Annotated in this window: 20 protein-coding genes; 14 read left to right on the forward strand and 6 right to left on the reverse strand. The window is 64.4% G+C overall.

The features are described from left to right. Positions 1 to 11 precede the first annotated feature (11 nt). On the reverse strand, positions 12 to 149 hold the full coding sequence (locus FJ977_RS35745) for a hypothetical protein (protein ID WP_181179706.1): 138 nt from the start codon (positions 147 to 149) through the stop codon (positions 12 to 14). Between the two features lie 89 nt (positions 150 to 238). Here FJ977_RS35745 and FJ977_RS08110 point away from each other — a divergent pair, with 89 nt between their 5' ends. Then, positions 239 to 1,786: a hypothetical protein gene (locus FJ977_RS08110; RefSeq protein WP_140770242.1), complete on the forward strand. Its 1,548-nt coding sequence runs from the start codon at positions 239 to 241 to the stop codon at positions 1,784 to 1,786. A 9-nt stretch (positions 1,787 to 1,795) separates the two neighbouring features. On the opposite strand, the gene FJ977_RS08115 is transcribed toward FJ977_RS08110, so the two are convergent. The 4 genes from FJ977_RS08115 to FJ977_RS08130 form a co-directional block, all read right to left on the reverse strand. After that, positions 1,796 to 2,413 (reverse strand): alpha-ketoglutarate-dependent dioxygenase AlkB, encoded by a 618-nt coding sequence (locus FJ977_RS08115; RefSeq protein WP_140770244.1) that lies wholly within the window; start codon positions 2,411 to 2,413, stop codon positions 1,796 to 1,798. Positions 2,414 to 2,633: 220 nt separating this feature from the next. Further along, positions 2,634 to 3,098 (reverse strand): peptidoglycan-binding protein LysM, encoded by a 465-nt coding sequence (lysM, locus tag FJ977_RS08120; protein WP_140770246.1) that lies wholly within the window; start codon positions 3,096 to 3,098, stop codon positions 2,634 to 2,636. Positions 3,099 to 3,187: 89 nt separating this feature from the next. Continuing rightward, positions 3,188 to 3,625 (reverse strand): alternative ribosome rescue aminoacyl-tRNA hydrolase ArfB, encoded by a 438-nt coding sequence (gene arfB, locus FJ977_RS08125; RefSeq protein ID WP_140770248.1) that lies wholly within the window; start codon positions 3,623 to 3,625, stop codon positions 3,188 to 3,190. Positions 3,626 to 3,722: 97 nt separating this feature from the next. Next, on the reverse strand, positions 3,723 to 5,333 hold the full coding sequence (locus FJ977_RS08130; protein ID WP_140770250.1) for a phosphoenolpyruvate carboxykinase: 1,611 nt from the start codon (positions 5,331 to 5,333) through the stop codon (positions 3,723 to 3,725). A 343-nt stretch (positions 5,334 to 5,676) separates the two neighbouring features. On the opposite strand from FJ977_RS08130, the gene FJ977_RS08135 reads away from it, so the two are divergent. The 13 genes from FJ977_RS08135 to FJ977_RS08200 all read left to right on the forward strand — a co-directional run bounded on the left by FJ977_RS08135 (position 5,677) and on the right by FJ977_RS08200 (position 23,777). Continuing rightward, the gene (locus FJ977_RS08135; RefSeq protein ID WP_010912942.1) at positions 5,677 to 6,378 is read left to right on the forward strand and encodes a response regulator transcription factor; all 702 of its coding nucleotides are present in this window, start codon (positions 5,677 to 5,679) and stop codon (positions 6,376 to 6,378) included. 138 nt (positions 6,379 to 6,516) lie between these two features. Continuing rightward, entirely contained in the window at positions 6,517 to 8,301 is a 1,785-nt protein-coding gene (locus FJ977_RS08140; RefSeq protein ID WP_140770252.1) for a sensor histidine kinase, read from the forward strand. Positions 8,302 to 8,351: 50 nt separating this feature from the next. Then, positions 8,352 to 8,813 carry an HPr kinase/phosphorylase gene (locus tag FJ977_RS08145; RefSeq protein WP_140770254.1) on the forward strand — a complete coding sequence of 154 codons (462 nt, stop codon included), beginning with the start codon at positions 8,352 to 8,354 and terminating at the stop codon, positions 8,811 to 8,813. Positions 8,814 to 8,977: 164 nt separating this feature from the next. After that, positions 8,978 to 9,379 (forward strand): PTS sugar transporter subunit IIA, encoded by a 402-nt coding sequence (locus FJ977_RS08155; RefSeq protein WP_010912939.1) that lies wholly within the window; start codon positions 8,978 to 8,980, stop codon positions 9,377 to 9,379. Further along, on the forward strand, positions 9,376 to 9,672 hold the full coding sequence (locus FJ977_RS08160; protein WP_056569043.1) for an HPr family phosphocarrier protein: 297 nt from the start codon (positions 9,376 to 9,378) through the stop codon (positions 9,670 to 9,672). Before FJ977_RS08155 ends, FJ977_RS08160 begins: the two co-directional genes overlap by 4 nt. Before the next feature lie 182 nt (positions 9,673 to 9,854). Next, complete coding sequence (gene ahcY / locus FJ977_RS08165) at positions 9,855 to 11,255, forward strand: adenosylhomocysteinase (RefSeq protein WP_064985125.1); 1,401 nt, start codon at positions 9,855 to 9,857, stop codon at positions 11,253 to 11,255. A gap of 199 nt (positions 11,256 to 11,454) precedes the next feature. Beyond that, complete coding sequence (locus FJ977_RS08170; protein ID WP_140770258.1) at positions 11,455 to 14,007, forward strand: PAS domain-containing sensor histidine kinase; 2,553 nt, start codon at positions 11,455 to 11,457, stop codon at positions 14,005 to 14,007. 8 nt (positions 14,008 to 14,015) lie between these two features. Next, positions 14,016 to 15,527 (forward strand): tRNA (adenosine(37)-N6)-threonylcarbamoyltransferase complex ATPase subunit type 1 TsaE, encoded by a 1,512-nt coding sequence (tsaE, locus tag FJ977_RS08175; protein WP_140770260.1) that lies wholly within the window; start codon positions 14,016 to 14,018, stop codon positions 15,525 to 15,527. Positions 15,528 to 15,550: 23 nt separating this feature from the next. Further along, a complete protein-coding gene (locus tag FJ977_RS08180) occupies positions 15,551 to 16,270 on the forward strand; it encodes a nucleotidyltransferase family protein (protein ID WP_281406806.1) in 720 nt (239 codons plus the stop codon). Then, the gene (addB, locus tag FJ977_RS08185; protein WP_140770264.1) at positions 16,267 to 19,401 is read left to right on the forward strand and encodes a double-strand break repair protein AddB; all 3,135 of its coding nucleotides are present in this window, start codon (positions 16,267 to 16,269) and stop codon (positions 19,399 to 19,401) included. Before FJ977_RS08180 ends, addB begins: the two co-directional genes overlap by 4 nt. Continuing rightward, positions 19,398 to 22,904: a double-strand break repair helicase AddA gene (gene addA / locus FJ977_RS08190; protein WP_140770266.1), complete on the forward strand. Its 3,507-nt coding sequence runs from the start codon at positions 19,398 to 19,400 to the stop codon at positions 22,902 to 22,904. The genes addB and addA overlap by 4 nt, the downstream gene beginning before the upstream one ends. A gap of 77 nt (positions 22,905 to 22,981) precedes the next feature. Then, complete coding sequence (trxA, locus tag FJ977_RS08195; RefSeq protein WP_140770268.1) at positions 22,982 to 23,305, forward strand: thioredoxin; 324 nt, start codon at positions 22,982 to 22,984, stop codon at positions 23,303 to 23,305. Positions 23,306 to 23,495: 190 nt separating this feature from the next. Next, positions 23,496 to 23,777: a cupin domain-containing protein gene (locus FJ977_RS08200; protein WP_140770270.1), complete on the forward strand. Its 282-nt coding sequence runs from the start codon at positions 23,496 to 23,498 to the stop codon at positions 23,775 to 23,777. A 30-nt stretch (positions 23,778 to 23,807) separates the two neighbouring features. Here the strand turns inward: FJ977_RS08200 and FJ977_RS08205 are convergent, their stop codons facing one another. After that, positions 23,808 to 25,133: a folylpolyglutamate synthase/dihydrofolate synthase family protein gene (locus FJ977_RS08205; protein ID WP_140770271.1), complete on the reverse strand. Its 1,326-nt coding sequence runs from the start codon at positions 25,131 to 25,133 to the stop codon at positions 23,808 to 23,810. Positions 25,134 to 25,284: the final 151 nt, after the last annotated feature.

The raw sequence follows: 25,284 nt of genomic DNA on the forward strand, positions 1-25,284 counted from the left end.
CGACGGCCCGGTTAACCGCGCTTTAGGCAATCGAAGCTAATTTTAGAGGCGAATTTCAGCGGATTTCGGGAGCAGCCGGTGATCGATGCGAGCATTGCCGCAGGGCACGCGGCTTTGGCATCGGTGCTGATGCCGATCTCGAACGTCATCGTCCTCCGAAAAGTCGCCATCCTGGTAGCTGCCCGATGATCATGGGAACCTGCCGAGCCCGAAAAGCAGCGTCGTGGAGAAATGCACGGTGACCGCTTTCCAGAATCAGACCTTGTCCAATGCCGTTAGTCTCGCCGAGCGCAAAGAGCAACCGCGTACCATGGTTCTTTGCCTGCTCATCCTTGCGGCGGCCGTGCCCTGGCAATTGCGGTGGGGGGTAATACCCGATACGAGTTGGATCATCACGATGTGCGAGCGAATGCTCGCAGGCATGCGCCTTTACGTTGATCTCTTCGAGGTCAATCCGCCCTTCACACCTTGGATGTTCCTACCCGCCGTGGCGTTGGCTCACACCCTTGGCCTGTCGCCGGAGGTCATGATCCATATCTATGCCTATGCGATCTGCCTTCTCGGGCTGGGCTTCTCGGCACTGATCGTCAGGGCGGCCGGATTTGCCGAGAACCGGGCGCTGCTCTCGATGCTGCCCTTGTTCCTGGCCCTGCTGGTGATCTTTCCCGGCAACGCCTTCAGCGAGCGCGAACACCTAGGCGTTGCACTGCTTTTGCCATTGCTGGTGCTGATGGCATGGCGTGCGGCGCCGACCGATGAGCGCGCGCCCGGCCCGCTGGTGGTGGTGCTGGCCGGACTTTGCGGCAGCGTCCTGGTGCTGGTAAAGCCCCATTACGCACTGGTGGTCCTCGTCCCGGCGATTTACGTGGCATGGCGACGCCGCTCGATCTGGATGCTTTTCGCCATCGAATACTGGGTGATCGGTTTGGTTTGCCTGGGGTATCTAGTCGCGGTCCTTTATTTCTACCCGCAATTTCTCGACGTCATTTATCCGGTGCTGGCCGATACCTACATGCGGCTTCGAGTTTTGCAGCCGGTGCTGATTAAATATGGCCCAGCCTATCTGATCGCGCTCTACATGTTGCGCTTCCTTCGCCCGGGCCTGCCCTTGTCGCCACTTGTAACTGTGTTCGTGTTGGCTTCACTGGCAGCCACCGGACCTCTCATCTACCAGGCCAAGGGCTGGCCTTACCATGCATTCCCAGCACTCTGCCTGATGGCGGCGGCGCTGCTGCTGAGGGCGACACAGATTGATCCGACCGGACAGTCCCCAGCCGGAATGGCGATGGGTACCCCGCGCAAGTTGCTGCTGGCCGCGACGATTGTGGCCAACGCAATTCCTTTCCTTCCAACCCAGAAGCCTAGCGCCGAACTCATCGCCACGATCAATGACGCGGTTGAGCATCCAACAGTCGCGCTAATCGGCTCCGACATCGCCGCAGGCCATCCGCTGACGCGGATGGTCGGCGGGAACTGGATCTCGACCTACTGCAGCGACTGGCTCGGGACATTCGCTACCTACTTTTCGCAGGTCGAGGCGCAGAGCGGCAATCAGGCGGACGCTCAACACTACACGCGGATCGCAGACCGCTACATTGATGGCAAGCTCGCTGAATTGGAAACCGCCAGGCCATCGCTGGTCGTCGTGCAGAAAGGCGACGCAATGTGGACGGCAAAACTGTTCGCTCGGCCGGAGATCGTCCGCTTCATGCAGAATTACCACCAGATCGCGGAGGACGATACGGTCAAGGTGCTGCTTCGCAACGGCACTGGCGCCTCGCCGTGAACGTCCCCGTCAAACCGGCTTCGTCACCCGCCGCAGCGTCAGATTGATCCTGCCGCCGTTCTTCAGCAACGCCGAGGTCGAGGGATAGATGCGGTCGACGCCGTGGAAGCAGAGGCGCCCCTCGCCGCCGAGCACGACGACATCACCGCTTTTCAGCCTGAACGACTTGGTCGCGCCCTCGCGCGTCGTCTGACCGACCCTGAACAGGCAATCGTCGCCCAGTGAGATGGAGACGACGGGTGCCGAGAAATCGGCCTCGTCGCGGTCCTGGTGCAGGCCCATCTTCGCGTCCGCCGTGTAGAAATTGATCAGGCAGGCCTCCGGCGGATTTGGATAGCCCGACACTTGCCGCCAAAGGTCGAGCAGGCCCTCCGGGATCGGCGGCCATGGTTCCCCGATCAACGGATGCGTCGGCTGGTAGCGATAGCCTCGCTCCTTGTCGGTGACCCAGCCGAGCGTGCCGCAATTGGTCATGCGCACGCTCATCTCCTTGCCGGTGCGCGGCATGGCCGGCACGTAAAGCGGAGCCTGCTGGACGATGCTTCTCACCGCTTCGACAAGCGCCTCCTGAACAGTGCGCGGCAGATAGGCCGGCATGTGGCGGACTCCCTTGGGCAGAACGAGCATGGATTTGCGCACCTTGAGATGGTTCGAGCCGGCAGGATGCCACCATCAAGTAAAGACGGCGACCCGAAAGCGGCCGCCGATCTCGTCGCGGCTATTGATGTGGGGATTCACGACGTTGTCTGCGCGGAGCGCAACTGGTAAAATCGAAAACGCCGCGCGTCCTTTCGGATGCGCGGCGCCTGACTTCGCCGTATCGAAACGGCGCGATCTGGTTACCAAGTCAGGGGATGCGCAGCACCTGACCTGGATAGATCTTGTCCGGGTGGGTCAGCATCGGCCTGTTGGCCTCGAAGATGGCCGTATTCTTGACGCCCTGGCCCTTGCCATAGCTTTTCTCGGCGATCTTCCAGAGGTTGTCGCCCTTCTGAACGGTGTAGAAAGTCGGTTCCTTGGCCGGCGCAGCTGCCTTGCCGGCATCCGGCGCGACCTGCAATTCGTCGGCCTGCACCTTGGAGACACCCAGCGTGTTGCCGACGGCAATCACCGCCTTTTCGAAGATCGACTGGTCCTTGACCACGCCCTTCAGCACCGCCGTGTCACCCTGGACGACGACTTGCACGCCATCGGTGCCGAGCTTGTGCGAATCGAGTTCCTTCTTGAGCGTGTCGGCAGTGGGTGCGGCTTCCTCGTCGCCGCCGATGCCCAGCTTCTTGCCGACGCTTTTGACGAAATCGAACATGCCCATCTTTAGTCTCCCTTGCTGTGGCAATGGCGAAACCTTGCATCTGAGGCGTCAAATGGAAAGCCATTTTATGCACGCGGCTGGTGTGGAGCTTAATCGTTCTCCACCCGGCCGCGCAGCTTCTTGATCGTGCCGCGCCCGGCCTTGCTTTTCAGCCGCCGTTCCACCGCGCCTTTCGAGGGGCGCGTCTTCTTGCGCGGCGGCGGTGGCGGCTCCGCGGCCTTGGCCACCAGTGCCGCCAGCCTCGCCCTTGCATCGGCGCGATTCTGCTCCTGGGTACGGAAGCGCCCGGCCTCGATGACGATGACGCCGTCCTTGGTGGCGCGCTGACCGGCAAGCTTGATCGTGCGTGCGCGCACGCGCTCCGAGAGGCCGGCCGCGTTGGCCGCGTCAAAGCGCAGTTGCACGGCCGTCGCCACCTTGTTGACATTCTGGCCGCCGGGACCGGACGAGCGGATGAAATCCTCGTGCAGGTCGCCCGGATGGATCACGGCTTCGTCTGATATGATGATGTTGTCATCGATCGGCATGCCGCAGTCATGGCGCGGCGGACCGAAAAAGAAAAGGCCCGATCGAAACCGGGCCTTCACTGGTGCCGAGCAGCAATGATGCCAAGCGATCTGACGACTACTCCGCCGCTTCCTGCATGCGGGGCGCCGCACCCATGACGGTCGCATCGACATGCGGCTCGAATTTCTCGAAGTTGACCGCGAACATCCCGACCAGTCTTGCCGCCTGACGGTCATAGGCAGCCTTGTCGGCCCAGGTCGAGCGCGGATCGAGAATTGAGCTGTCAACACCAGGCACGGCCACCGGCACCTCGAAGCCGAAATTGGCGTCGGTGCGGAACGCGCCGGTCTTCAGCGAGCCGTCGAGCGCGGCGGCAAGCAGAGCGCGCGTCGCCTTGATCGGCATGCGCTTGCCGGTGCCATAGGCGCCGCCGGTCCAGCCGGTGTTGACCAGCCAGCAATCGGCGTCATGGCTGGCGATGAGCGCGCGCAGCAGGTTGCCGTATTCCGACGGATGGCGCGGCATGAACGGCGCGCCGAAACAGGTCGAGAACGTCGCCTCGGGCTCGGTGACGCCCTTTTCGGTTCCAGCCACCTTGGCCGTGTAACCGGAGAGGAAATGATACATCGCCTGCGCCGGGGTCAGCCGCGCGATCGGCGGCATCACGCCGAAGGCATCGGCGGTCAGCATGATGATGTTCCTGGGATGATTGGCGCGCCCGGTCTTCGAGGCGTTGGGGATGAAGTCGAGCGGGTAGGCACAGCGGGTGTTCTCGGTGAGGCGGCCGTCATTGAAATCGGGCACGCCGTCGGCGTCGAGCACGACATTTTCCAGCACGGTGCCGAAGCGCTGCGTGGTGGCGAAGATCTCCGGTTCTGCTTCCGCCGACAGCTTGATGGTCTTGGCGTAGCAGCCGCCTTCGAAGTTGAAGATGCCATGCGGACCCCAGCCATGTTCGTCGTCGCCGATCAGCGTGCGCGACGGATCGGCAGAGAGCGTCGTCTTGCCGGTTCCGGACAGCCCGAAGAATATGGCGGCGTCGCCGGCCGGCCCCTCATTGGCCGAGCAGTGCATCGGCATCACGCCCTTCTGCGGCAGGAGATAGTTGAGCATGGTGAACACCGACTTCTTCATCTCGCCGGCATAGGAGGTGCCGCCAATCAGCACGATCTTGCGGCTGAGATCGACGGCGATCACCGTCTCGGTGCGGCTGCCGTGGCGGGCGGGATCGGCGCGGAAGGACGGCAGGTCGATGATCGTCATCTCGGGCACGAACTGTTCGAGTTCGGCGCTATCCGGACGGATGAGCAGATTGCGGATGAACAGCGAGTGCCAGGCAAATTCGGTGATCACTCTGGTGGGGAGCTTCAGCTCCGCGTCGGCGCCGCCGACCAGGTCCTGCACGTAAAGATCCTTGTCCGCGGCGTGGGCCTGGAAATCGGCAAGCAGCGTCTCGAACTGGGCCGGAGAGATCGCCTTGTTGTTGTCCCACCAGACATGCGGCTCGGTGGCTGCGTCGCGGACGACGAATTTGTCCTTGGGCGAACGGCCTGTGTGCTGGCCGGTCTCGGCGACCAGCGCGCCATGCGCGGTCAGCCGGGCCTCGCCGCGCCGGATCGAGTCCTCGTAAAGGGCGGCCGCCCCGAAATTGTAGCGCACCACGCCGGTGGTTTTCAGGCCGATACGATCGATCGCGCAAGCAGGATTGCGTTTGCCGACTTCCGACATTGGTGTCCCTTCTTCGATTTGCTGCGTCTTTGCCGGCGTATTTCCGGCACGCCCGCTGTACGAGCTGAGATGGTCAGAACCAGAAAAGCCAAATGATATCAAATCATTAATCGATTTAAATATTTTGAAAGTTGTTTAAATCGTTTATATATGCAAAAAGTTTCACGGTTGCCCAAAGGATTGGCCGCGTTCGTTCGTCCAATCCATGTCGAGGTAGAATTGTGGCCTGCGGCACCCCGCGCGTGACAGCGGACAAGGCCTATGCCACATTTTGTACCTAATTTGTCCTGCAAAAGCCCCTTCTCTACGAAAGAAGGGACAGCTCATGAGGGAGCCGCTTGAAATGGCAACAATCGCGCTTGTCGATGACGACCGCAACATTCTGACGTCGGTGTCGATCGCCCTTGAATCCGAGGGGTATCGTGTCGAGACCTACACGGATGGTGCGTCCGCGCTGGAAGGCCTGGCGGCGCGTCCGCCGAATCTCGCCATCCTCGACATCAAGATGCCGCGCATGGACGGCATGGAGCTTTTGCGCCGGATGCGCCAGAAGTCCGACCTGCCGGTGATCTTCCTGACCTCCAAGGACGATGAGATCGATGAGTTGTTCGGCCTCAAGATGGGCGCCGACGATTTCATCCGCAAACCGTTCTCGCAACGCCTGCTTGTCGAGCGGGTTCGCGCCGTGCTGCGCCGTGCCAGCGCCCGCGAGGCTGCGGCAAAGGCGCCCAGCCAGCAGGCCCGCTCGCTCGAACGCGGCCAGCTCGTCATGGACCAGGAACGCCACACCTGCACCTGGAAAGGCGAACCGGTAACGCTCACCGTCACCGAATTCCTGATCCTGCATTCGCTGGCCCAGCGCCCTGGCGTCGTAAAAAGTCGTGATGCGCTGATGGATTCGGCTTATGATGAGCAGGTCTATGTCGATGACCGCACGATCGACAGCCACATCAAGCGGCTGCGCAAGAAGTTCAAGGCTGTCGACGACGACTTCGAAATGATCGAAACCCTTTACGGAGTCGGATACCGGTTCCGCGAAGCTTGAATAGGCAGTAGGCAGTAGGGAATAGTCGGTAGTCAGTTTTGAATGGTGCGAGCGGCCATCGCCGCGATCTCAGCCAACCATTTCTCTATTCCCTACTGCCTACTCACCACTCACTAACTAGGCAGGGCCTGCTATTCGATGGCAGTGGAAGCACAGCGAACAAGACCGGCGGGCGCTGCCAGGCGGCCGTCGCGCATCATGCCGTCCTTCGTGTCGAAGATTACCGTGCCGATGCGCCGCTTCCTCGGCCATCACATCTTCTCCAGCCTGACGCGGCGCATTCTATTCCTCAACCTTGCCGGCCTGGCTGTCCTGGTCACCGGTATCCTCTACCTCAACACCTTCCGCGACGGGCTGATCGATGCCCGCGTCGAAAGCCTGATGACGCAGGGCGAGATCATCGCCGGCGCGATCGCGGCATCGGCGACGGTCGAGACCGATTCGATCAGCATCGACCCGGAAAAGCTGCTTGAGCTGCAGGCCGGCGAAAGCCTGGGGCCGGGCTCAGACCAGCTCGACAATCTGGATTTCCCGATCAATCCCGAGCGTGTCGCGCCGGTGCTGCGGCGGTTGATCTCGCCGACCCGGACGCGGGCACGCATCTATGACCGCGACGCCAATCTGCTGCTCGATTCGCGCCATCTCTATTCGCGCGGCCAGATCCTGCGCTACGACCTGCCGCCGGTCGACGAGGAAGAGCCCGACCTTGTCGAGCGCATCCAGAAGTTCATCTTCGACTTCTTCCGCAACACCGACCTGCCGGTCTATCACGAACAGCCGGGCGGCAATGGCGCGGCCTTCCCGGAAGTGGTCAAGGCGCTGACCGGCAGCCCGTCGACCATCGTGCGCGTCTCGGAACAGGGCGAGCAGATCGTTTCGGTGGCGGTGCCGATCCAGCGCTTCCGCGCCGTTCTCGGCGTGCTGATGCTGTCGACCGAGGGCGGCGACATCGACAAGATCGTCGCCGCCGAGCGCAAGGCGATCCTGCGCGTCTTCGGCATCGCGGCACTCGTCACCGCCATCCTGTCGATGCTTTTGGCCTCGACCATCGCCAACCCGCTGCGCCGGCTGTCGGCGGCGGCGGTGCGGGTAAGGCGCGGAGTCAAGAGCCGCGAGGAGATCCCAGACTTTTCCGACCGGCAGGACGAGATCGGCAATCTGTCGGTCGCGGTGCGCGACATGACCAACGCGCTCTATGCCCGCATCGAGGCGATCGAAAGCTTCGCCGCCGACGTTTCCCATGAATTGAAGAACCCACTGACGTCGCTGCGCAGCGCGGTGGAGACCCTGCCGCTGGCCAAGAACGACAATTCGCGCAGCCGGCTGATGGAGATCATCCAGCATGACGTCCGGCGGCTGGACCGGCTCATCACCGATATTTCCGACGCCTCCCGCCTCGACGCCGAACTCGCGCGCGAAGACGCGGGAACCGTGGACCTGAAGAAATTCGTCACCGATCTGGTCGCCGTGTCGCGCGAGGCCACCCGCAACAAGAAAGCGGTCGAGATCGAACTCAAGGTCGCCAAGTTGCCGCAGGGCGTCAAAGGCTATTTCGTCGTCGGCCACGATCTGCGTATCGGCCAGGTCATCACCAATTTGATCGAGAATGCGCGCTCCTTCGTTCCCGAGGACCACGGCCACATCAGCCTTTCGCTGGCGCGCGCCGGCAAGTTCAATATCCTCACCGTCGACGACAACGGTCCCGGCATCCGCGCCGACAACATCGACCGCATCTTCGAGCGCTTCTACACCGACCGGCCGGCCGGCGAGGCGTTCGGCCAGAATTCGGGCCTTGGCCTGTCGATCTCCAGGCAGATCGTCGAAGCCCATGGCGGCACGCTGACCGCCGAGAACATTCCCGGCACCAAGCCCGGCGAGATCAAGGGCGCGCGCTTCGTCGTGACGCTGCCGGCCGAAGCATGATCCCGAACCGAAGGGCAGCGGGATCATGTTCGTTGCAAAAGACGTGATCCGTGCGGCCTGAAAACATTCACGCGACGGCGGTGCTGATCGGCGAACGTGGCATTCTGGTCAGCGGCGCGTCCGGTTCAGGCAAGACGACATTGGCGCTGACGCTCATCGACCATTGCCGTCAGCGCGGATTGTTCTCACGGCTGGTCGGCGACGACCAGCTTCTCATCGAGGCGCATGGGGGGGAGGCGCATGCGGGGCGGCTGGTATGCCGCGTACCCACCACCATCGCCGGCCTTGCCGAAGTGCCGGGACTTGGACCCCGGCCGCTGCCGTTCGAACCCGCCTGCGTCGTCGACCTGCATATACGCCTGCTGCCGGCCGGCGAGATCGCGCGCTTCCAGGAGGACGCCAGTGACGAGATCGCCGGGTGCGTGGCGCCACGGATCGATCTGGCCGAACGCAATGTCCAGGCTGCCCTGCCCGCCGTGATGGCGCGGCTGTCCATCATGCCTTTTCTATGATCCGCCCGGCATTTTTTGCTGCAATGCGTCAAAATGGCATGGGCAGGCGCAATTTTGGGCTTGTCAACGGGCCGCGCGTCGACAAGATAGCGCTCCCGCCGCCTGGAATGGCTGGCGAGCATAAAATGCGCCTGTGAAGCGGCGATGACGGGAGCCACCAAAGAATGATCGGACTCGTGCTTGTAACGCACGGTCAACTGGCCACCGAGTTCCGACATGCCGTCGAACATGTCGTCGGGCCACAAGACAATTTCGAAACCGTGGCGATCGGTGCCGACGACGATATGGAACAGCGTCGCCGCGATATCGTCGACGCCGTCGCCCGTGTCGATACCGGAGCCGGCGTCATCGTGCTGACCGACATGTTCGGCGGCACGCCGTCGAACCTTGCCATCTCGGTGATGGAGTCCGGCCGCACCGAGGTGATCGCCGGCATGAACCTGCCGATGCTGATCAAGCTGTCGTCGATCCGCAAGGGCGACAACATGGCGGCCGCGCTCGATGAGGCGCAGGCTGCCGGCCGCAAATACATCAATGTCGCCAGCCAGCTTCTGAGCAGCAAATGAACGCGCTATCATCGGAAAAAGACCAGATTGTCCGGGAGTTTCCGATCGTCAACCAGCGCGGCCTGCATGCACGCGCCTCGGCGAAATTCGTCCAGCTCGCCAGCGGCTTCAATGCCGCGGTCCATGTCGAGAAGGACGGCGTCAAGGTCGGCGGCACGTCGATCATGGGCCTGATGATGCTGGCCGCCAGCCCGGGCTACTCGATCCGCGTCACCGCCAGCGGACCCGAGGCGCTCGAGGTGATGGACGCGCTGGAGCAGCTTGTCGCGTCCCGCTTCGGCGAGGAATGCTGATCCCACTGCATCGCCAAGGCATGCTTGCGAGACATGCAGGGATAAAGATTTCTTTATATCCCATTGTCGTTTCGACACCGATCTGCTAGTCAGGCCGGCAATTCGCGCCCTTCGACGCGCCGACCGGCGCGGGCGCATCCGCAACCAATTCGCAGCATAACAATTCGCATCGGAGCACTGCCATGACGGGTAGCAAGGATTATGTGGTCGCCGACATCTCGCTTGCCGGCTGGGGCCGCAAGGAACTCGATATCGCCGAAACCGAAATGCCGGGCCTGATGGCCTGCCGCGAGGAATTCGGCGCCAAGAAGCCGCTGAAGGGCGCGCGCATCACCGGCTCGCTGCACATGACGATCCAGACCGCGGTGCTGATCGAGACGCTGAAGGCGCTCGGCGCCGATATCCGCTGGGCGTCCTGCAACATCTTCTCGACCCAGGACCATGCCGCCGCGGCGATCGCCGAGGCCGGCATTCCTGTCTTCGCCGTCAAGGGCGAGAGCCTCGAACAGTACTGGGACTACACCGACCGGATCTTCCAGTGGACAGACGGCGGCCTCTCCAACATGATCCTGGACGACGGCGGCGATGCCACCATGTACATCCTGATCGGCGCCCGCGCCGAGGCCGGCGAGGACGTGCTGTCCAACCCGCAGAGCGAGGAAGAGGAATATTTCTACGCCCAGGTCAAGAAGCGCCTGAAGGCTTCGCCCGGCTTCTTCACCAAGCAGAAGGCGGCGATCCGCGGCGTCACCGAAGAGACGACCACCGGCGTCAACCGGCTTTACCAGTTGCAGAAGAAGGGCCTGCTGCCCTTCCCGGCCATCAACGTCAACGACTCGGTCACCAAGTCGAAATTCGACAACAAGTACGGCTGCAAGGAATCGCTGGTCGACGGCATCCGCCGCGGCACCGATACGATGATGGCCGGCAAGGTCGCGGTCGTCTGCGGTTATGGCGACGTCGGCAAGGGCTCGTCAGCCTCGCTCAAGGGCGCCGGCGCCCGCGTCAAGGTCACCGAGGTCGATCCGATCTGCGCCCTGCAGGCGGCGATGGACGGCTTTGAAGTCGTCACGCTGGAAGACGCGGCTCCGACCGCCGACATCGTCATCACCACCACCGGCAACAAGGATGTCGTCACCCTCGACCACATGCGGTCGATGAAGGACATGGTGATCGTCGGCAATATCGGCCACTTCGACAACGAGATCCAGGTCGCGTCGCTGCGCAATCTGAAGTGGACCAACGTCAAGCCACAGGTCGACATGATCACCTTCCCGGACGGCAAGCGGATGATCCTCTTGTCGGAAGGCCGCCTGCTCAATCTCGGCAATGCCACCGGCCATCCGAGCTTCGTCATGTCGGCCTCCTTCACCAACCAGGTTCTGGCCCAGATCGAGCTGTTCACCAAGGGCGAGCAGTACCAGAACCAGGTCTATGTCCTGCCCAAGCATCTCGACGAGAAGGTCGCGCGCCTGCACCTCGACAAGCTCGGCGCCCGCCTGACCGAACTGTCGGGTGAGCAGGCCGCCTATATCGGCGTCACGCCGCAGGGTCCGTTCAAGCCGGAACACTACCGCTATTAACCAAAGCTAAATTTACTACCATATATTGACGCCGGGCGATTGACTTTTCGCCCGGCTTTATTTTTGCGCGCGATCAGCCTTCACGGCGATTCGGCGAGGGTTTATTGTCAGGTGATTCGCGACGCTTCCGGCCCGAGAGGGGATCAGAGAGGCGCGTTTCAGGGCGGTCTTGCATTCAGGCGGCGGAGAGGACCAAGACATGCCGGGGCAAAACCCGCACGGAGCGGGATCGGCCGTTTCCGGCGGCCATGACGATTCGGGGACCTTAGGCTCAGCCATCCAGGGCGGACGCCTTTCATGGCGTGCCCGTGCGGGACTGTTGGCCAGTTCGGCACTGGCCTGGCCTTTGGCCGGCGCCGTGGCGCATGCCGAGACCGCCGCCGTGGCGACCGCCGGCCTGTCGATCAGCACGGTCGAAGTCATGCAGCTTGCGGTGTTCGTCGGCGTGACGGGCGCGGCGCTGCTGTCGGCCATCGTTCTCATCCGCGAGCGGGCCCGCACCTCGGCGGAGAATGTCGAACTGAGAAGTCGCGTCGCCGACGTCAACGCGGCACTGCGCCGGTCGGAAGCGTTGCTCAATCTGCGCGACCAGCGCGTGGTCGTCTGGGCCTCGGAGAACAAGAAACCCGAACTCGTCGGCACATTGCCGGTCGAAAGCGGCGCCCCCGAGGAGAGGGCGGCTTTCCTCGCTTTCGGCCGCTGGCTGATGCCGCGCTCGGCGGCGGCACTCGAACATGCGGTCGCGGGCTTGCGCGAAAAGGCGAGGCCTTTCGACCTGGTCATCGAATCGCAGGCCGGCGCACCGCTCGAAGTGCATGGCCGCAAGAGTGCCGCGCATGTATTGGTGCGGTTTGTCTCGCTTTCCGAGACGCAGCGCAGCCAGGCCCGGCTGAGGATCGAGAACCAGCGGCTGGCCGCCGACCATGACACGATAATCGGCCTGCTCGAGGCGCTGAAGATGCCGGCATGGCTGCGTGACGAGCACGGACGCCTGAAATGGGTCAACCGGGCCTATGCCGACGCGGTCGAAGCCGAGAGTGCGGAAGCCGCCGTCCGCGACGCCAAGGAGTTTCTTGGCGGCCAGGCGCGCGAGGCCATTGCCACCCAACACAAATCGCATCCGGTCTTCGAGCAGTCGCTTTCCACTGTGATCGAAGGCGACCGCCGCGTGTTCGCGGTGACCGACGTCGCCGGCGGCGACGGTTCGGCCGGCCTAGCCTGCGACACCAGCGCGATCGAGACCATCCGCGGCGAATATGAGCGAACGGTGCGCAGCCACGCCGACACGCTCGACCAGCTCAACACCGCCGTTGCCATCTTCGACACCGACGAGAAGCTGCGCTTCTTCAACCAGGCATTCCAGAAGCTGTGGGGGCTCGACAGCGGCTTCCTGCACAGCGCCCCGGACAATGCGCTTTTGCTCGACCGGTTGCGCAGCGAAGGCAAGATCGCCGAACAACCCGAATGGCGCCGCTGGAAGGAAGGCCTGCTCGGCGCCTACCGCGCGGTCGAATCGCAGGAACATTGGTGGCATCTACCGGATGGCAAGACCATTCGCGTCGTTGCCAACCCGCAGCCCAAGGGCGGCGTCACCTGGGTGTTCGAGAACCTGACCGAGAAGATGGACCTGGAAAGCCGCTACCGGACCGCGGTGCGGGTCCAGGGCGAAACGCTCGACAATCTCGCCGAGGGTGTGGCGGTGTTCGGCCCCGATGGCCGGCTGCGGCTGTCGAACCCGGCCTTTGCCACGCTGTGGGGGCTGAGCGCGGACGCCGCCAAGCCTAACGTGCACGTGTCGACGATCCGTGATCTTTGCGACCGGCAGGCGGTCGACAGCCCCTGGCCGGGCTTCGTTGCCGCCATCACCGGGTTCGACGATGAGCGCCGCGACCGTCACGGCCAGAGCGAGCTCAACAACGGCACCGTGCTGCGTTACGCCGTGATTCCGCTGCCCAACGGGCAAGTGATGATGACCTTCGTCGACGTCACCGACAGCGTCCGTGTCGAACGCGCGCTGAAGGACAAGAACGAGGCGCTGGAAAAGTCGGATCAGCTCAAGAACGACTTCGTCCAGCACGTGTCCTACGAGCTGCGCTCGCCGCTGACCAACATCATCGGCTTCACCGAACTGCTTTCAGTGCCCACGACCGGGCCATTGAATCAAAAGCAGCGCGAATATGTCGAGCATGTCAGCTCGTCCTCCTCGGTCCTGCTGACCATCGTCAACGACATACTGGACCTTGCGACCGTCGACGCCGGCATCATGCAGCTCGACATTTCAGAGGTTCATGTCGACCGCACCATCGCGGCGGCGGCGGAACTGGTTGCCGACAGGCTGCAGGAGCATTCGATCCGACTCGTGGTCGATGCCACCGCTGCGCCGAAGACCTTCCACGGCGACGAAACCCGCATCCGCCAGATCCTCTACAATCTGCTCAGCAACGCCGCCAACTACGCGCCGGAAGCCAGCAGCATCCGGCTCGCCTGCCGCCAGTTGGCGGACGGGGTGGAATTCTCGGTTCATGACGACGGCCCCGGCATGCCGCCGGATGTGCTGGATTCGGTGTTCCGCCGCTTCGAACCGCGTACCAATGGCGGCCGCAGGCGCGGCGCCGGCCTTGGCCTGTCGATCGTCAAGAGCTTCGTTGAACTGCATGGCGGCGGCGTCCGCATCGAAACCGGCAAGGACAAGGGCACGACCGTCATCTGCACCTTCCCCGACATGCCCGGCATCCGCGCCGCGGCCGAGTAGCGCGCTCGATGACGGGGCTTGTGCTGGAGCGTTTGCTCCCTGATGAGACACAGACCGCGCGGCTGGGCGAGGATCTGGCGCTGGCGCTGCGTGCCGGCGATGTGCTGGCGCTCAAAGGCGATCTCGGCGCCGGCAAGTCGACACTTGCGCGGGCTCTGATCCGAACGCTTGCGGACGATGCCGGCCTCGACGTGCCGAGCCCGACCTTCACTTTGGTGCAGAGCTACGACACGCGCATTCCGGTGCATCATTTCGACCTCTACCGCCTGGCGTCTGCGAGCGAGCTCGACGAACTCGGCTTCGATGAAGCGCTGGCGCAAGGGGCAGCCCTGGTCGAATGGCCCGAACGGGCGGAGGGCTACCTGCCGAAGACAGCGCTGTCGATCGAACTCGTCCAGCATGGCGAAGGGCGGCTGGCGCGGCTGTCGGGGCAAGGCGCGACCTTCGAGCGGGCGGCGCGGTCCCTGGCCATGCGCGATTTTCTCGACAGCGCCGGCTGGGGGACAGCGCGGCGCCGCCATTTCATCGGCGATGCCTCGGCCCGTTCCTATGAGATCGTAACGCTTGCCGGCCAGGAGCCGCGCGTGCTGATGAACTCGCCGCGGCTGGTGCTTGGCCCGCCGGTGCGCGACGGCAAGCCCTATGCCGTGATCGCGCACACCGCCCAGTCGGTCTCCGCCTTCGTCGCCATCGACCGCGCCTTGAAGGCCGGCGGCGTCAGCGTTCCGCAAATCCATGCCGAGGACCAGGACCAGGGGTTTCTGCTGCTCGAGCATCTCGGTTCCGAAGGGTTTCTAGGCAAGGACGGCGAGCCGGTGGCCGAACGCTACGCGGCGGCCGCCGAACTGCTGGCCATGATGCATGGCAAGACCTGGCCGCGGCGCCTGCAAGCCGGACCGGGCAGCTTCCACGAGGTGCCGCCTTTCGATCGCGATGCGATGATGATCGAAGCCGATCTTTTGATCGACTGGTATGTGCCGGCCATATCGGGTGGCCCGGCCAGCCAAGATCTGCGCACGGGCTACGCCAGGCAATGGAACGCGCTTTTCGACCGGCTGCAGGCAAGCGAATACACGCTGATGCTGCGCGACTTCCATTCGCCCAACATCATCTGGCGCGGCGACCGCTCCGGGCATGACCGGCTGGGCATCGTGGACTTCCAGGACGCGCTTATCGGCCCGTCGGCCTATGACGTCGCCTCGCTTGCCATGGATGCCCGTGTCACCCTGTCGCCCGCGATCGAAAAGCAGACACTTGATGCCTATGTCGCGGCGCGACATGCGGCAGGGGCTTTCAACGAAGCGAGCTTCCTGGAAGCCTATGCAATCATGGCCGCGCAGCGCAATTCAAAGATCCTCGGCATTTTCGTGCGTCTCGAAAAGCGCGACGGCAAACCCTATTATCTCAGACACCTGCCGCGCATCCGCGACTATCTGCGCCGGGCGCTGTCCCATCCGGCGCTCGCCAGCCTGAAGGATTTCTACGGCACGCACGGGCTGCTGGAGGAACGAGCGCTGTGACAGCAAGACCGGACACTGCCATCGTGCCCCAAACTGCAATCGTACTCGCCGCCGGGCTCGGCAAGCGCATGCGGCCGATCACCGACACCATCCCCAAGCCGCTGGTCAGGATCGCCGGCAAGACCTTGCTCGACTGGGGTCTCGACAGCCTCGCCGCCGCCGGCGTCGCCAAGGCCGTCGTCAACGTCCACTATCTTCCCGAACAGATCGTTGCCCATGTCGCGACGCGCCATGAGCCCCGCATCGTCATTTCCGACGAGAGCGACCGGCTGCTCGATTCGGCCGGCGGCATCGTCAAGGCGCTGCCGGAACTGGGCGAACAACCCTTCTACATCCTCAACGCCGACACGTTCTGGATCGACCACGGCCCACTCAATCTCGGCCGCCTCGCCCTTGCATGGGACGCCGCGAAAATGGATATTCTGCTGATGCTGGCGGATTTCCATCAAGCGACCGGACACTGCGGCTCAACCGACTTCCTGGTGGCGCCGGACGGCACCTTGCGGCGTTCAAAAGGCGATCCGGCAGGCCTGATCTATGCCGGCGCGGCGATCGTCCATCCGCGCCTGTTCGCGGACGCATCCGCCGAACCGCATTCGCTCAACGCCTATTTCGACCAAGCCATCGCCACCGGCCGCCTGTTCGGCATGCCGATGCACGGCCACTGGATCACTGTCGGCACGCCCGATGCCATTGCGCTCGCTGAAGCGGCAGTCGCCGGCGCGCTGACCGAGTCGCAATGAGCGGCACAGGCCGCGTTTTCTCCATCCCCCCCGGAGCGCCGTTTCTGCCGACGCTGGCCGAGGCGCTGCTTGCCGGTCGACTGGTTCCCGGATTTCGCTTCGACGGCGATCCGCTCGCTCTGGCCGATGTCACCATCTATGTGCCGACGCGTCGTGCCGCGCGCGCCTTGCGCGGTGTCTTCGTCGACAGTCTCGCGGCGCGCGGCGGCGGCGGTTCGGCGATCCTGCCGGTCATCCGTCCGCTCGGCGAGTTCGACGAGGACGAAGCGGCGTTCGATGCCGAGCCATCGGCGGCGATCGATCTCGCGCCACCGATCTCGGCAATCGAACGCCTGTTGCTGCTGACGCCGCTGGTGCGCGCCTGGAAGCGCCGGCTGCCGGAGCATGTGGCGAAGCTTTTCGCGGAGGAGATCGTCATTCCCGCGTCCACCGCAGACGCGATCTGGCTGGCGCGCGACCTCGCGGCGCTGATGGACGAGATCGAGACGGAAGGCACCGACTGGGCAAAGCTTGAAGGCCTGGTGACCGGCAACCTCGCCGGCTGGTGGCAGGTAACGCTCGAATTCCTCGGCATCGTCACCGATGCCTGGCCGAAATTCCTCAGTGAAAGCGACCGCTCCAATCCGGCCGCGCATCGCAGCGCGCTGATCCGCTCCGAGGCGGCGCGGCTGCGGCGCAATCCGCCGGCTGGACCGGTCATCGCAGCGGGATCGACCGGCTCGATACCGGCCACGGCGGAGCTGCTTGCCGCGATCGCCCGCCTGCCCGGCGGGGCCATCGTGCTGCCCGGGCTTGACCGCACGCTGGACGAGGCATCCTTCCAGGCGCTCATCGCTCCCGGCGCGCGGCCTGCGGTGCTTGGCCACCCGCAATATGGCCTCGCCAGGCTGATCGGCAAGATCGGCGTGCTGCGCTCGGATGTCGAGGAAGTCAGCGCCGCCGAACCGCACCTCGCGCTTCGCGCCGCGCTTGTCGGCGAAGCACTGCGGCCAGCCGAGACCACCGAATTATGGGCCGAAACGCGCAATGGTTTTTCGGCACCCGATATTGCAGGTGCCTTCGCCGGCGTGACCCTGCTTGAAGCAGCCAGCGAGCGCGACGAAGCCGTCGCCATCGCGGTTGCCCTGAAGCAGGCGGTAGAGGAGCCGGGCCAAAGAGCTGCCCTCGTCACCGGCGATCGCGCGCTGGCGCGGCGTGTCTCGGTCGAACTCAAGCGCTTCGGCGTTGTCGCCGATGATTCCGGCGGCACGCCGCTCGCCAACAGTCCGGCGGCCAGCCTGGTCAGGCTGGCGCTCGAGGCGGTGTTCCGGCCGGGCGATCCGGTCGGCCTCTTGTCACTGCTCAAGCATCCGCTGCTCGGCCTCGGTCTCGAACGCGCTGATGTGCGCCATGCGGCGGAACTGGTCGAACTGGTGGCGCTGCGCGGCGGCACCGGCCGTCCCGACATCGCATCACTGCCGGAACTGTTCGAAACCCGCCTCATTGGGCTCGGCGATGACAGCCGGCCGCCCTTCTGGTTTTCCCGTCTGACCGTGCGCGCCATCGAAAGCGCACGGAATTTGCTCGAAGGTCTGAAGCAAGCCCTGGCTCCGCTGATGGCCTTTCGCGGCCAGGCGGATGCCGATCTTGCCGCCTTGGTCAAAGCCAGCGTTGTGGCCCTGGAAAATCTCGGCCGCGCCGCCGATGGCGGCCTTGCCGACCTCTATGCCGGTGACGCCGGGGAAAAGCTTGCCGAACTGCTGCGCGGGCTGGTCGCCGCTTCGGCGCCGCTGTCGTTCGCGGCGAGCGAATGGCCCGATGTGATGGACGCGCTGATCGCGCCCGAAACGGTCAAGCCGGCGCAAGGCACCGACCGGAACATCGCCATCTGGGGCGCGCTGGAAGCGCGGCTGCAGGACGTCGACACGCTGGTCATTGGCGGGCTCAACGAAGGCGTCTGGCCGCGCAAGCCGGAGAGCGACCGCTTCATGTCGCGGCTGATGAAGACCGGCATCGATCTCGAACCGCCGGAACGGCGCATCGGCCTTGCCGCGCATGACTTCCAGATGGCCATGGGTGCGAAGAAGGTTCTGCTGGCCCGCTCGGCGCGTTCCGGCGACGCACCCGCCGTGCCATCGCGCTGGCTGCAGCGGCTGCTCACCTTCATCGGCAACGAGCAGGCGGCAACCCTGCGCGGGCGCGGCGACGAGCTGCTCGCCTGGGCTCGTGCTCTCGATACCGGACCGAAGCAGGATTTCGCGCCGCGGCCGCAACCGAAGCCGCCGCTGCAGGTGCGCCCGACGCATTTCTCGGTCACCGAGATCGAGACGTTGCGCCGCGATCCCTACGCCGTCTACGCAAGACGGATCCTCGGCCTGATGCCGCTCGATCCTGTGATCCGCGACCCCGGCGCGGCCGAGCGCGGCACGCTGTTCCATGCCATCCTGCATCTGTTCTCGTCCAAGGTGGCCGATCCGCGCGCGCCCGAGGCGCTGGCCGGCCTCATTGCCGCCGGCCGAGCCTGCTTTGCCGAGGCTGCCCTTCCAGCCGATGTCGAGGCGGTGTGGTGGCCGCGCTTCGAGAAGCTCGCCGCCAACATCATCGAATGGGAGCGCACACGCGCCGATGCGGTGGTCCAACGACATGCGGAAGAGAGGGCGGGAAAGACCGTCGTCGGCCAGTCCGGCGTGACGCTGTCCGGCTACGCCGACCGCGTCGACCTGCTGGCCGGCGGGATGGCCGATATTCTGGACTACAAGACAGGCTCCTCGCCCTCCAAGGCGCAGGCGCACACGCTGCTGGCGCCGCAACTGGCGCTGGAGGGCGCTCTTCTTAGGCGCGGCGCCTTCAAGGATCTGGGCGCGCGTGAACCGTCGCAACTGGCCTTCATCAGGCTGAAGCCGAATGGCGAGGTGTTCGAGGAGTCCATCCTCGAACACAACCGCCAGCCGCGAACCGCGGCCGATCTCGCCGAGGAAGCCTGGGCACGGCTGGAAAAGCTGCTGGTCCACTACGCCGATCCGCAAACCGGATACCTGTCGCGCGCACTGCCGTTTCGTGAAGGCGAGACCGACGGCGACTACGATCATCTCGCCCGCGTGCTCGAATGGTCGGCCGGCGGCGATGCCGGCGACGAGGGAGGTGAGGCATGAAGAAGGCCTATCCCATCCCGAGCGACACCGCGACCAGCCAGGCCCGCGCCGCCGATCCCATGAATTCCGCCTGGGTGTCTGCCAATGCCGGCTCAGGCAAGACCCATGTGCTGGCCCAGCGCGTCATCCGGTTGCTGCTCAACGGCACCGACCCGTCGAAGATCCTGTGCCTGACCTATACGCGCGCCGCCGCCGCCAACATGTCGAACCGGGTTTTTTCCACGCTGTCGGACTGGACCGTGCTCGGTGATGCCGAGCTGGCCGTGAAGATCGAAGCCCTGGAAGGGCGCCGGCCGGACCGCGATACCATGCGGCGCGCCCGTCGCCTGTTCGCCGAGGCGCTGGAGACGCCGGGCGGGCTGAAGATCCAGACCATCCACGCCTTCTGCGAATCCGTGCTCCACCAGTTCCCGCTGGAAGCCAACATTCCCGCCCATTTCGAGATGCTCGACAGCCAGATGGAGGCGTCGCTTTTCGCCGCTGCGCGCCGCGAAATGATTTCAGCCGCCGGCGACGCGGATTTGACCGAGGCCTTCGCCACTGTTCTGGAGCGCGGCGGTGAAGCCGGTCTCGATGCGTTGCTCGGCGAGATCGTGCGCAAGCGCGATGGCTTGCGCGATTTCCTCGATGCGGTCGGGCATGACGGCTTCCAACCTTTGTTCGACGAATTCCATTTCCGCCCGGGCCAGACCGCCGAGGGCCTGGCCGCATCGGTGTGGCCACTGCCGGGCTTCCTGCCGGATTATTTCGCCGGCTTTGCCCAGGCCGCCGAATCCACCGATGCCAGATCGGTGCTGAACAACATCCTGCCCTATGCGCGTCAGGCCTTCGCAGAGAGCGATTCCATTCACCGCCTGCAATTGCTCGCCAGAGCATTCCTCAAGACCGATGGCGATCCCTATGATCCGGCAAAGGCCTTCAAGAAGGCTCTGACCGACCGCCTGCCGGATCTGGCCGAGCGCTATGTCTCGGCGGCTAAAGCCATCATCGAAACCGTCGACCGGCTGGCGCTGTTCCGGATGCTGGAAGGCACGCGTGCGGCGCTGACCATCGCCGACTGGCTGATCGCCCGCTACGAGGTGCTGAAGCGCAGTCGCGGCTTTCTCGACTTCAACGATCTGATCACCCGCACGGTCAACCTGCTGGCACGGCCCGATGCCGGCCCATGGGTGCAATACAAGCTCGACCAGGGCATCGACCACATCCTGCTCGATGAAGCGCAGGACACCAGCCCGGATCAATGGGAGGTGGTGAAACGGCTGGCGGAGGAATTTTTCGCCGGGCTCGGCGCGCGCGACAGGGTCCACCGCACGGTCTTTGCCGTCGGTGACGAAAAGCAGTCGATCTATTCCTTCCAGGGCGCGGCGCCCGACTCCTTCGCCGACAGCCGGCTGCTGTTTGCCGGCAGGGTGCGCGATGCCGAGGCGTCGTTCGCCGACCTCAAGCTGACCTGGTCGTTCCGCTCGACCGACGACGTACTGGCCGCCGTCGACCGCGTCTTTGCCGATCCCGTCGTGCGGCGCGGCATCAGCCATGATCCCGATCCGCTGAGCCACAAGGCGATCCGCACCGATGCGCCGGGCTATGTCGAGGTCTGGCCGTCGCTCGGCACTGAAGCCGTCGATGAGCCCGACGACTGGACGCAGGCGATCGACCATGCCCACGCGCCGGCGGTGCGCGTCGCCGAAAATGTGGCGGCCACCATTGCCGGCTGGATCGGCAAGGGCGAGATCATCGAGGGCCGTGGCAAGCGGCTGCGGCCGGGCGACGTGCTGGTGCTGGTGCGCAAGCGCGACAGTTTTGTCCACGCGCTGACGCGGGCGCTGAAGCGGCGCGACATTCCGGTTGCCGGCGCCGACCGGCTGAGCCTGCCCGGCCATATCGCGGTCAAGGACCTGATCGCGCTCGGCCATCTCCTGATCCAGCCGCAGGACGATCTGTCGCTTGCGGCCGTGCTGCGCAGCCCCATTTTCGACCTGCCGGAGGAGACGCTGTTCACGCTCGCCGCACAGAGACAGCCCGGCGTATCGCTGGCAGCGTCACTGCGCCAGCAGGCCGAAGAAAACGGGCGCCTGGCGAAGACTGTCGCGCAACTCGACGTCTGGGCTGACGAGGCCGCCTTCAAGCCGGTGTTCGAATTCTATGCCGGCCTGCTGGCGCGCGATGGCGTGCGCCGGAAGATGATCGCGCGGCTCGGGCCGGAGGCCGGCGATATTCTCGACGAATTCCTGAGCTTCTGCCTTGCCGAGGAGCGGACCGGCCTGCCCGGGCTGGAGGCCTTCCTGTCGACGCTGGAAAATGCCGGTCCCGAGATCAAGCGCGAGATGGACCAGACCCGTGACGAGGTCCGCGTCATGACCGTGCACGCGGCCAAGGGTTTGGAGGCGCCGGTCGTGTTCCTGGTCGATGGCGGCTCCGCCCCGTTCAGCGACCAGCATCTGCCGCGCCTGATGCCTTTCAAGGGCTCGGGCACATACTGGCACGGCAAGGGCTATCTCTGGCGCTCGGCCAGCGATGTCGCCAACGGCTTTTCCAGGGCCGCGGCGGTGCGGGCACGGGAACTCGCCGACGACGAATACCGCCGCTTGCTCTATGTCGGCATGACCCGTGCCGAGGATCGGCTGATCGTCTGCGGTTACCATGGCAAGCGGGCGCCGAATGCCGGGACCTGGCACTCGATCGTGAGCCGCGCCTTGATCGGTGCGCCCGAGAGCGAACAGCGTCCACATCCCGCCGGCGGCGACCCGGTGCATCGTTTCCACGTGACCAACCTGCCGCCCGTCGCGGCGGGCGCCAGTGAACAGGCGCGGCAGGCCAGTGGTTTTGACCCGTTGCCGGCGACCCTGTTCCGGCCTTTGCCACCCTTCGAGGACCTGCCGCGGCCGCTGTCGCCATCCGGCGCCTCGGCGCTGATCGACGAAGGCAAGGAAGCGGTGGTCGACAGGGCTTCACCAGTGCTGGACGCCGATGCCGAGCCGGGCTTTGCCGTGCTGCGCGGGCTCGCTTTGCACAAGCTGCTGCAGATGTTGCCCGGCATTGCCGAGGGTGAGCGCCAGGGCGCGGCCGAACGTTATCTCGCGCGAACAGGTGCCGCATGGCCACCGTCCGAGCGGGACAAGGCGCTTGCGTCGGTCATTTCCATCCTCGACGATCCACGCCTCGGCCAACTGTTCGCGCCATCTTCCCGCGCCGAGGTGGCGATCATGGGCAAGCTGGATGTGAGGGGGAAAAAGCGTTCCATTTCCGGCAAGATCGACCGGTTGGCGGTGACCGCCGACACGGTTTCTATCGTCGACTACAAGACCAACCGGCCGGCGCCTGCCTCGCTGGCTGAAGTCCCGCCGGCCTATCTTTTGCAGTTGGCGCTTTATCGAGTGCTGCTCAAGCCGCTTTATCCCGGGCGCGAGGTGAAGGCGGCCCTCTTGTTCACCGAAGCGCCAAGGCTGGTCGAACTGCCGGCCCAGGCCATGGATGACGCCCTTGCCCGACTCACGGGAGCGTGACACAAGACCTGCTTGAAGAAGGGCGCGACAACCACCACATTTGGTGGGACAAAAAACTCTCGAAAGGAATTTTCCGCATGGGTGCCACCGTCAAGGTCGACAAGAACAATTTCCAGGCCGACGTGCTCAACGCCAAGGAGCCGGTCGTGGTGGATTTCTGGGCTGAATGGTGCGGCCCGTGCAAGATGATCGGCCCGTCGCTGGAAGAGATCGCCACCGAGCTCGGCGGCAAGGTCAAGATCGCCAAGCTCAACATCGACGAGAACCCCGAGCTTGCCGCGCAGTTCGGCGTGCGCTCGATCCCGACGCTGATGATCTTCAAGGGCGGCGAAGTGGCCGACATGAAGGTTGGTGCCGCGCCCAAGACCGCGCTGTCGCACTGGATCAACGGCAGCCTCTGATCCATCTGCTTAGACGCAATTTCGGACAGGAAACCGCTTCACGCTTTTCTTGGAATTGCTTTGAAATTCCCGATAGCAAAAGCCCGGCCGTCACGCCGGGCTTTTTGTTGGCGCCATCGGCCAACCCGCTCTGGCCCTCACATCAGGGCACGCCATGTCTTCTGTTGGCAGCAGAAACAGGGAGAGCGACATGACCGGATCCGCCAAGGCCACCGTCTTCATCGACAATGAGCGTGTCATCGTCACCGAATACCGCTTCCAGCCGGGTGACAACACCGGCTGGCATCGCCACGGCCACGATTATGTCGTGGTGCCGCTGATGGACGGCAAGCTGAAGCTCAAGACCAAGGACGGCGAAACTTTCGCCGAGATGAAGAAAGGCGCTCCCTATTTCCGCAAGGAAGGCGTCGAACACGACGTCATCAGCGCCAATGACGGCGAATATGCTTTCATCGAGATCGAGCTGAAGTAAACGGCCGCATTGACTAAGCGATGAACGGCATCACGTCGGCGGCGTGCCGTTCTCGGCCAGTACTGCCCCAGCCAGATAGAGCGAACCGCCGATCAGGATGCGGGGCGCCGGGCCGTCCCAGGTGTCGCGCAGCAGCATCAGCGCACTGGCGACGGAGCTGACCGGCTCGGCGCTCAGCCCGGCTTCGGCGGCGCGTATCGCCAGTTCGTCGTTGGGCACGCCGGCGTCGCTCATGCTCACCGGCACGGTGTAGACATGTCGGACGAGGCCCTTGAAGGCGCGGAAATAGCCGCTCTGGTCCTTGGTGTTGATCATGCCCGAAATGAGGAAGAGCGGGCGCGGGTTCTTTTCCTCCTGCTCGGCCAGCGCTTCGGCAACGACCACGCCGGCGCCGGGATTGTGGCCGCCGTCGAGCCAGATGTCGGCACCCTTCGGCGCCAGCTCCGCCAGTCGGCCCTGCACCAGTTTCTGCATGCGGCCGGGCCAGGCGACATTGGTCATCGCCTTCTCGGCGGCGCGGTGGCTGATCTCGAAGCCGGCCGCCTTGACGGCGGCAATCGCCGCCGCCGCATTGGCGAATTGGTGGCGCCCCGGCAGACGCGGCGGCGGCAGGTCCATCAGACCGTCCTCGTCCTGGTAGACCATGCGGCCGTTCTCCTCGAAGGCGAGGAAATCCTGGCCGTAGACGAAGGTCGGGCACTCCAGCCGCTCGGCGGTCTCGATCAGCACCTGCAGCGCCGTCTCGCTTTCCTGCGCGCCGATCACCACCGGGCAGCCACGCTTCATGATGCCGGCCTTTTCAGCCGCGATCAGCTCGACCCGGTCGCCGAGATAGGCTTCGTGGTCCATCGACACCGGCATGATCACCGACACGGCGGGCCTGGCGACGACATTGGTGGCGTCGAAGCGTCCGCCAAGGCCGACCTCGATGATGGCGGCTTCGGCCGGATGTTCGGAAAACAGGATGAAGGTGACAGCGGTGAGTATCTCGAAGACGGTGATCTTCTGGCCGTCATTGGCCTTGGCGACACGGGCAATGGCCTCGGCAAAGGTCTCGTCGTCGACCAGTTTGCCACCACCCTCGGCGGCGAGCCTGTAGCGCTCGGCCCAGCTCACCAGATGCGGCGAGGTGTGGACATGGACAAGGTGGCCGGCGGCTTCAAGCAGCGCGCGCGAAAAGGCGGCGCAGGAGCCCTTGCCGTTGGTGCCGGCGATGTGGATGACCGGCGGCAGCAGATCCTGCGGATTGCCCAGCCGCTCCAGAAGCCGCGTGATACGGTCGAGCGAAAGGTCGAAACCTTTCGGGTGAAGCGCCATCAGGGCTTCGATTTCGCGGTCGGCGGCAAGCGTTGTCATGGCAAAATCCCGGCGCACGGCCCGAGGACCAGAATCAATCCCGGAATGGCCATGGCAATCAAAAGGCTACAGCGCGCGACCGCCCTCGTGCAATCGCGGTCGCGCCGACCAAAGTCGTGTTTTGTGCATGTCGTTTTCCCAAAGCCGAGGC

Origin of the sequence: Mesorhizobium sp. B2-1-3A (assembly GCF_006442655.1) — a bacterium.
In the GTDB taxonomy this organism is placed as follows: Bacteria; Pseudomonadota; Alphaproteobacteria; order Rhizobiales; family Rhizobiaceae; genus Mesorhizobium.